Annotated in this window: 2 protein-coding genes; both read left to right on the top strand. The window is 65.8% G+C overall.

Annotated features, from left to right (window positions below; all coding sequences use genetic code 11):
* Nucleotides 1-546: Crp/Fnr family transcriptional regulator (locus EA346_RS11810; RefSeq protein ID WP_296758813.1), on the top strand; the 546-nt coding region annotated here is incomplete at its 5' end.
* A gap of 173 nt (nucleotides 547-719) precedes the next feature.
* Nucleotides 720-9,302, top strand: coding sequence for a glucoamylase family protein (locus EA346_RS11805; RefSeq protein WP_366755787.1), 8,583 nt, complete (start codon nucleotides 720-722; stop codon nucleotides 9,300-9,302).
* The last annotated feature ends 211 nt before the right edge of the window (nucleotides 9,303-9,513 follow it).

Here is a 9,513-nt window from a genome sequence, read left to right as displayed (position 1 = left end):
GCGACGCTGGATGCACAGCAACCGCTGGAGATGGGCTTGATCGGTAGCGAAGGCATGCTGGGCGCGACGCTGATGCTGGGGGTCGATACCGCCCCGATGCGCGCCGTGGTGCAAGGCCCTGGCAGCGCATTGCGCATCTCGCGCGCGGACTTTCGACGTGAACTCGAGGCGAGCTCGGCCTTGCGCAAGCAGCTCGCGCGCTATCTGTACGTGCTCATGTCCCAGCTGGCGAAATCGGCAGCGTGTACCCATTTCCACGAGACCGCGCCCAGGCTCGCACGCTGGCTGCTGATGACGCACGACCGGGCGCATGCCAATCACTTCCATCTCACGCATGTGTTTCTCGCCGACATGCTTGGCGTGCGCCGCAGCAGCGTCAGTGTGGCCGCTGCCGAGATGCAGCGCGGCGAGTTGATTGCTTACTCGCGCGGCGAGATCACCATCCTCGACCGCGCCGCGCTGGAACGCGCCGCGTGCCCGTGCTACGAGGCGGAGCGTGCCGACTATGCGCGCCTGTTCGGACCCGGGAGCCCGCGCGGTACGTAGCGCGCTCGCGCGCGATAGCGGTGTGCTTCATGCGTTCGCCTCGCGGGCGCGGTAGGCACCGGCGCCTTCGTTCCGCCCATCAAGGATCGAGCCAGGAGGATGTCATGGCCAGCACAGCGTTTGGATCGTTTGCGCGCATGCGGAATGCGGTGCATGACGACCAGGACACGGAGTTGCTGCGTTCGGAGCTGTTCAGCATCGAGCAGCTGAAGCGTCACGCGGTGACGCTGGCGGGTCAGCATCGAGTCGATCCGCGTCCGGGGCCGGACCGGTTGCTGCCACGGCTGGCGGACAACGCACGCGTTCTGCGGGAGGCGTATGACGTGGTAACCGCCGTCAGGACGCAGGGACAGCGGATCGTACCGGCAGAGGCCTGGTTGCTCGACAACTTCTACCTGATCGAGCAGCAGATCACGCTCGCGCGCCGGCACCTGCCGCGCGGATACAGCCGCCAGTTGCCGCGCATCGCCAATGGCCCGTCGGCCGGTTTCCCGCGCATCTACGCCCTGGCGCTGGAGCTGATTTCCCACATGGATGGCCGCGTGGACAGCGGCGACGCCACCCAGTTCATCGCCGCTTACCAGACCGTGGAACCCTTGAAGCTGGGCGAATTATGGGCGTTCCCCATCATGCTGCAACTGGCGTTGCTGGAAAATCTGCGCCGCGTCGGGATGCGTATCGCCCAGCGGCGCGAGGAGCTCGATGCGGCCATCACCTGGGCGGACCGCATGCTCGACGCGGCCGAAAGCGAACCGAAACGGCTGATCCATCTGCTGGCCGAGTTTGCGCATGCCGATGTTCCGCTGACCGCGCCGTTCGTCGAGGAGTTTTACGGCCGGCTCCAGGCCCAGGGGTCCGCAATGGCCTTCGTGCAAACCTGGGTCGAACACAAGCTGCTCGAACAGGGGGTGACTGCAACCGAGTTGTCGGAGGCGGCCGGCCGCACCGCCGCGGCCAACCAGATCTCGATTGCCAACAGCATTGGCAGTCTGCGTTTCATCGGCGCCACGGACTGGAAGGAATTCGTCGAGGCACTCAGTGTCGTCGAGAAGACATTGTGCGAAGACCCGACGGCGATGTACGCCCACCAGGATTTCGCCACCCGCGACCGCTACCGGCATGTCATCGAGGACGTGGCGCGACGCAGCGCACTTGGTGAAATGGCGGTGGCACGCGAAGCCGTCGCGCTTGCGCAGGCGGCGGCCGTACAACGGGGCACGCAGGAGCGCAGCGCGCACGTCGGCTACTACCTGATCGATCGGGGACGCAGGCAGCTGGAGCGCGCGGTCGGCTTCCGGCCGTCGTTGCAATCCCGGCTCAGCCGGGCAAGCCCGCATCTTCGCCTGTCCCTGTATGTCGGATCCATCCTGGCGCTCACACTCCTTGCGATCGTGGTCGTCCTGTCCGTGCTCGAACCGGGTCCGGGTGGGGTCGATGCGGGCGACTGGCGCCTCTGGTTGCTTGCGCTCCCCCTCGTCGTCGCCGCCTCGGCGCTGGCGGTCCCGCTGGTGAACCAGCTGGTCACGCTCACCCTGCCGCCGCACGCCTTGCCACGAATGGATTTCTCCACAGGGATTCCGAAGAACCACCGCAGCATGGTGGTCGTGCCCACCCTGCTGACCAAACTGCAGGACGTCGACGATCTGCTCGAGGCCATGGAGATCCGCTATCTCGGCAATCGCGATCCCAATCTGTTCTTTGCGCTGCTGACGGATTTTCGCGACGCACCCGAGCAGACGTTGCCGGATGACACGGCCTTGCTCGACCGTGCGCGCGCCGCGGTTGCGGCGCTCAACGCGACCTACCGCGACGATCGCCCGTGCATTTTCTATCTGTTTCACCGGCCGCGGGTGTGGAATCCGTTCGAGCGGGTCTGGATGGGCTACGAGCGCAAGCGTGGGAAGCTGGAACAGTTCAATGCCCGGCTCAGGGGCGGAGCACAAACCGCTTTTTCGGAGATCGTCGGCGATTCTTCCCTCCTCGCCTCGTTCCAGTACGTGATCACCCTGGATACCGACACGCAACTGCCGCGCGACGCGGCACGCACCCTGGTCGGCAACCTGGCGCATCCGCTCAACCGGCCGGTCTACGATGCCGGCAAGGGCCGCATTGTCGAAGGCTACGCCATCCTGCAGCCGCGGGCCTCGATCAGCCTGACCAGTGCAGGCCAGTCCCGCTTCACCAAACTGTCCGCGGGGGATTCGGGGATCGATCCCTACACGCGCGAAGTTTCGGATGTCTACCAGGATGTGTTCGGGGAAGGCTCGTTCATCGGCAAGGGCATCTACGACGTCAGTGCGTTCCGTAAGGCGGTCGACGGACGCTTTCCAGAGAATCTCATCCTCAGCCACGATCTGCTGGAAAGCGGCTATGCGCGTTCGGCTCTGGTGACCGATGTCGATCTCATTGAAGAGCATCCGGCGAGCATCACCGCCGAGGCCAGCCGGCGCCATCGCTGGATACGCGGCGACTGGCAACTGGCCGGCTGGCTGCTGCCGCGCGTGCCAGGCCCCCCCGGCCGGAACGGCACGAAGGCGACGCGGCAGGCGAACCCGCTCTCGGCCTTGTCGTGGTGGAAGCTTTTCGACAACCTGCGCCGCAGCCTGGTCGCGCCGGCGCTGCTGGTCTTGCTGGTCGGTGGATGGCTGCTGGGTCCAGGGCCCGGGTGGCTGTGGACCCTGCTGGTGCTGGCAGTGGCATTCCTGCCCACCCTGCTGTCGAGCATGATCGAGCTGGTTCGCAAGCCGGAAGAACGCGGCTGGCTGGTGCACTTCAGCCAGACCCGAAAATCCGCAGGGCGTCCGCTCGCGCTCGCCGTGCTGACCCTGGCCTTCTTGCCCTACGATGCGCGGATCGGCCTGGGCGCGATCCTGCGCTCGAGGGTACGCATGCTGTTCACGCGACGCGGCCTGCTACTGTGGCAGCTGCCCGCCTATGCACGCCGCAACGCCTGCCGCACGCTGGCCGACTTTTTTCGGGAGATGTGGATCGCGCCGATGCTCGCGGTAGTGCTGGGTGTGGCATTGGCCATCGCAAGCCAACCTGCAGCGTGGCTCTACGCTGCCCCCCTCCTGTTGCTGTGGCTGCTGTCGCCCGTCGTCGGCTGGTGGATCAGCCAGCCGCTGGTCGCCCCCGCCGCGGGCCTGAGCGTCGATCAGCAGGCCTTCCTGCGGACATCGGCCCGACGCACCTGGCGCTACTTCGCGGACTTCGTCGGCCCGGAGGACCACTGGCTGCCACCCGACAACTGGCAGGAATATCCGGCGCCGGCCATCGCCTCGCGCACCTCGCCCACCAACATGGGCATGTCGCTGCTGGCTGACCTGGCGGCATGCGATTTTGGGTATATCACGGCAGGCGAATGCCTCCAGCGCATCGGCGACACCCTGGCTTCGATGGAAAAGCTGGAACGCTACCGCGGCCATTTCTACAACTGGTACGACACCCGCACGCTGCAGCCGCTGCAGCCGCAATACGTCTCATCGGTGGACAGCGGCAACCTGGCTGGCTGCCTGCTCACCCTGCAGACGGGACTGGCCGAAATGAAACATCAGCCGGTGCTGTCAGCCAATGCACTCCAGGGCCTGCAGGACACCCTGCAGGTGCTTGCCGAACAGCTGCCGGCCTCACCCGCACCGGGCTTGGCGAAAAAGATCAGTCTGCTGCAGGACACCCTGCGCGCACTCACGCGGGACGGACCGCCGCAGACACTGCCTGCCGCCGCCCGCGCGCTGGATGAGATTCACCGCATCGGCGGCGAGCTGGTTGCCGGGCTGCCAGCGGGTATCGATGGCGAGCTGGCCTACTGGACGCGGGCATGCGACCGGCAGTTCCGCGCCCTGCGGGAAGAGATGGCATTTCTGGTGCCGACGTCATGGCAGGGCCGCGCCATTCCCACCCGGATGGAACTGGCCGGAGCGGGCGTCGCGGGTGCCATGGCGCAACTCGGCGTCATCGATGCGCTGACGCATCGCTGCCGAGCGCTGGCAGTGATGGATTTCGGGTTTCTCTACGACACCGCGAGCGGTCTGCTGGCCATCGGCTACGACGTCGGTGAGCGGCGCCGCGACCCATCCTGCTACGACCTCCTGGCATCGGAAGCGCGCCTGGCCAGTTTCCTGCTCATCGCACAGGGACAGGTGCCCCAGAAGCACTGGTTCTCGCTCGGCCGTCTGCTGACCAGTCACGGCGGTGACATCAGCCTGATTTCGTGGAGCGGCTCGATGTTCGAATACCTGATGCCGCAGTTGATCATGCCGAGCTATGCAAACACGCTGCTGGAGCAGACCTGCAAGGCCGCGGTGTCGCGCCAGATCGAATACGGCCGGCAACGCGAGGTTCCATGGGGGATTTCCGAGTCCTGCTACAACGCCGTCGACATCAACCAGGTCTACCAGTACCGGGCATTTGGCGTCCCGGGTCTCGGCTTCAAGCGCGGGCTGGGGGACGATCTGGTCATTGCGCCCTACGCGAGCGCTCTGGCGCTGACTGTGATGCCGCAGGAAGCGTGCCGCAATCTGCAAACGCTGGCCGATCATGGCTTTCTCGGCGCCTATGGCTTTTACGAGGCGATCGATTACACGCCGTCCCGGGTGCCGCGGGGCAAGCCGAACGCCATCGTGCAGGCATTCATGGCGCATCACCAGGGCATGAGCCTGCTGGCGTTTGCGCACGTTCTTCTCCACCAGCCGATGCAGCGCCGTTTCCTGTCCGACCCGCTCGTGCGGGCGACGGAATTGCTGCTGCAGGAGCGTGTGCCGAAGAAGGGCGCCACCCTGCACCCGCACGCGGCCGAAGTGAGCGCCGCCGCCCGCCCGCCCAGCGCAGACGTGGCCACGATCATGCGTGTTTTTTCCAACCCGGATACTCCGATCCCCGAAGTCCACCTGCTATCGAACGGCCGCTACCACGTGATGGCGACCCATGCCGGCGGTAGTTACAGCCGCTGGCGCGACCTCGCCGTCACCCGCTGGCGCGAGGACGCCACCGCCGATAGCTGGGGCACCTTCATTTACCTGCGCGACCGTGATAGCGGGCGCTATTGGTCGACTGCCCACCAGCCGACCCTGCGCCGGGCCGATCACTACGAGGCGATCTTCGTGCAGGCGCGTGCCGAATACCGGCGGCGCGATCAGGCGATCGAAGCCCACACCGAAATCAGCGTGTCCCCGGAAGACGACGTCGAAATCCGTCGTGTCACGCTCACCAACCAGTCGTCGCGGCCCCGTCACATCGAAGTGACGAGCTACGCCGAAGTGGTCCTGGCGCCGCTGAATGCCGACCTCGCCCACCGCGCGTTCAGCAATCTGTTCGTGCAGACCGAAATCCTGCCCGAGCGCCAGGCGATCCTCTGCACGCGGCGGCCTCGGGCGCCGGGTGAGCAGGCGCCCTGGATGTTCCATCTGCTCGCCGCACCGGGCGCGATGGCCGGCGAGCCGTCCTACGAAACCGACCGTGCCCGCTTCATCGGACGCGGTCGCACGGCGGCCAACCCGCTGGTGCTCGACAGCGCTGAGAGCCCACCCGCCCTGTCGAATACCGAGGGGCCGGTGCTCGATCCCATTGTGGCGATCCGCCGCACCCTGACCCTGTCACCCGACGAATCGGCGACCGTGCAGGTCATCTCCGGGGTCGCGGACACGCGCGAGACCGCATTGGCCCTGGTTGAAAAATATGGCGACCGTCACTTCGTCGAGCGTGCGTTCGAGATGGCCTGGTTCCAGGGCCAGGAGGTACTGCGCAACCTCAACGCCACCGAAGCCGATGCCCAGGTCTTTGGCCGCCTGGCCAGCTCCGTTATTTACGGCCATGCCCTGCGCCGCGCCGGCCCCGGCATCATTGCCCGTAACCAGCTTGGACAATCCGGGCTGTGGCGCTTTGGTATCTCCGGCGATCTGCCGATCGTCCTGCTGCACATGGGCGACATCAACCGCATCGGTCTGGTGAAACAGGTCCTCCAGGCACATGCCTATTGGCGCATGAAGGGCCTGGCCGCCGACCTGGTCATCGTGAACGAGGATTTCTCGGGCTACCGGGCCGTGCTGCAGGATCAGATCATGGGACTGATCAACGCGGGACCCGAGGCCCAGGTGATCGACAAACCGGCAGGGGTCTTCGTGCGACGTGCCGAGGAGCTTTCCGAGGACGAGCGGGTGCTGCTGCAGAGTGTCGCGCGCATCGTCTTCAGCGATACCGCCGAAACCCTGATCGAGCAGGTGGAACGCCGCGTTTCGACCGAGCGCACGTCGGACATGCTGGAGCCCGTGAAGCAAGCGGCGGTCGAACCGGTTGATCCGCTGGCGGCGCGCGAACGCATTTTCAGCAACGGCCTGGGCGGGTTCACGCCCGATGGGCACGAATATGTCGTCACGCTCGAACCGGGGCAAACGACGCCGGCGCCGTGGACCAACGTGATCGCGAGCCCGCACATCGGCACGGTCGTCAGCGAAAGCGGCGGTGCTTATACCTGGGCGGAAAACGCGCACGAGTTCCGCCTCACCACCTGGCACAACGACCCGATCTCCGATAGTAGCGGCGAAGCGTTCTATATCCGCGACGAAGAAACCGGGGCGTTCTGGTCGCCGACACCGCTGCCCGCCCGTGGGCGCTCCGGTTACGTCTGCCGCCACGGCTTCGGCTACAGCGTGTTCGAGCATTTCGAAGCCGGCATCGCCTCGGAACTGTTCACCTACGTCGCCATGAACGCGCCGGTGAAGTTCGTGGTGGTCAAACTGCACAACCAGTCGAAGCGCGCGCGCAGCCTGTCGTTGACCGGCTATTGGGAACTGGTGCTCGGCGAGTGGCGGCACAGCAATCTGATGCACATCGTCACGGAGCCCGACCTGCACAGTGGGGCGCTGTTTGCCCGCAATGCCTACGGCCGCGAGTGCGCCAACCGGGTCGTGTTTGCACAGGTCAGTGAGCGGGAGCGGTCCGTGAGCGGAAACCGAACCGAGTTCATCGGCCGCAACGGCTCGCTGGCCAGACCGGCGGCGATGCGCCGCAAGCGCCTGTCGGGCCGAACCGGCGCGGCCTTCGATCCGTGTGCCGCGATCCAGGCCCGGATCGAGCTGCCCGCAGGGCAGGAACACGAGATCGTGTTCGTCTTCGGTGCGGCGGCCAACGCCGACGAAGCGCGGCAGTTCGTCCAGCAATTCGGGGGGCGCGCAGGGGCGCGCCAAGCGCTGGAAACGGTGTGGGATTATTGGAACCGCACCCTGGGCGCGGTGAATGTGGACACACCCGATCCCGCGCTGAACGTGCTGGCCAACGGCTGGCTGGTGTATCAAACGATATCCAGCAGGCTGTGGGGGCGCAGCGGCTACTACCAGTCCGGCGGTGCCTACGGTTTCCGCGATCAATTGCAGGACACCATGGCGCTGATCCATGCGACACCGTGGCTGGCCCGCGAACAGTTGATCCGCTGCGCCGGGCGCCAGTTCCTCAAGGGCGACGTGCAGCACTGGTGGCACCCGCCCAATGGCCAGGGCGTGCGCACCCGTTTCTCCGATGACTATCTGTGGCTGCCCTATGCAGCCTGTCGTTATGTGCGGGCGACCGGTGACACGGGTGTGCTCGACGAGTCCATCCATTTCCTCGAAGGCCGCGAGCTGTATGCGGAAGAAGAGGCCTATTACGACCAGCCGCAGCGCTCGCCGGAAGCGGCCAGCCTCTACGAGCACTGCGTGCGCGCCATCAAGCACGGCCTGCGTTTCGGCGCCCACCAGCTGCCGCTGATGGGCTGCGGCGACTGGAACGACGGCATGAATCTCGTCGGTCGCGACGGCAAGGGCGAAAGCGTGTGGCTGGCATGGTTTCTGGTCGAGAACCTCGACCTGTTCGCCGACCTGGCGCGGGACCACGACGACGCGGACTTTGCCGAGTTGTGCTCGAATCAGGCGGCGTTGCTGCGCAGCAACATCGAGAAAAGTGCCTGGGACGGCGCCTGGTACCGACGCGCCTGGTTCGACGACGGCACCCCGCTGGGTTCGTCCACCAACGACGAATGCCAGATCGATTCGATCAGCCAGAGCTGGGCGGTCCTCTCGAACGGCGGCGATCCCATCCGGGCCCGCCAGGCGATGACGGCCGTCGACCAGCGCCTGGTGCGCCGCGACAAGCAGATCATCCAGCTGCTCGACCCGCCGTTCGACCAATCAGATCTGGAGCCCGGCTACATCAAGGGCTACATCCCCGGCGTGCGCGAGAACGGCGGCCAATACACGCATGCCGCGATCTGGACCACGATGGCGTTTGCGATGATGGGCGACACCGAACGCGCGTGGGAATTCTTTGCCATGCTCAATCCCGTCCATCACGGCAGCACGCCTGCTGCGATCGAGCGCTACAAGGTCGAACCCTACGTGATGAGCGCGGACATCTATGGGGTGTCGCCGCATACCGGCCGCGGTGGCTGGACCTGGTACACCGGGGCCGCGGGCTGGATGTACCGGCTGACGGTGGAAACCCTTCTGGGCCTGCAACTGGAGGTGGATCAGCTGCGCATCATGCCCTGCGTCCCGGCGCATTGGGACGTGTACAGGATCCACTACCGCTATCGCGAGACCACCTATCACATCACCGTGAGGCGGGTCGGTGCGCAAACGGGACAGGTGATCCGTGTGACGGTCGACGGTGCGTTGATGGATGAAACCGGCGTGGGCGGTTCGGTTGTTAACGGGACCGCGCGACCGCAAGCCCTGATCCCCCTTGTGGACGACCGCCAGGAGCACGAAGTCGAGGTGGCCTTGAGCTGAAGCCTTCTGCAATGGAGCGATTCGCACCCCGGCAACTGCCGGTCTCGGGAGCAAGGCGCGGGTGTGGCGCCTTCCAGGGTTCCTCTTCAGCGACCCGATGCCACTTGAGGACTTGGAGCGCTTCGAGCGCTTCCTGCAGCGCGGATTGCCGGACTTTGCATGTTCCGGGGCGAAGCTGCCGACGAGTTCGCGACCAGGATTCGCTGCCTCA

The organism is Thioalkalivibrio sp., assembly GCF_007692535.1.
In the GTDB taxonomy this organism is placed as follows: Bacteria; Pseudomonadota; Gammaproteobacteria; order Ectothiorhodospirales; family Ectothiorhodospiraceae; genus Thioalkalivibrio.
Note: the sequence above shows the minus strand (reverse complement) of the source record. Positions and strands in the feature narration are given on the sequence as shown.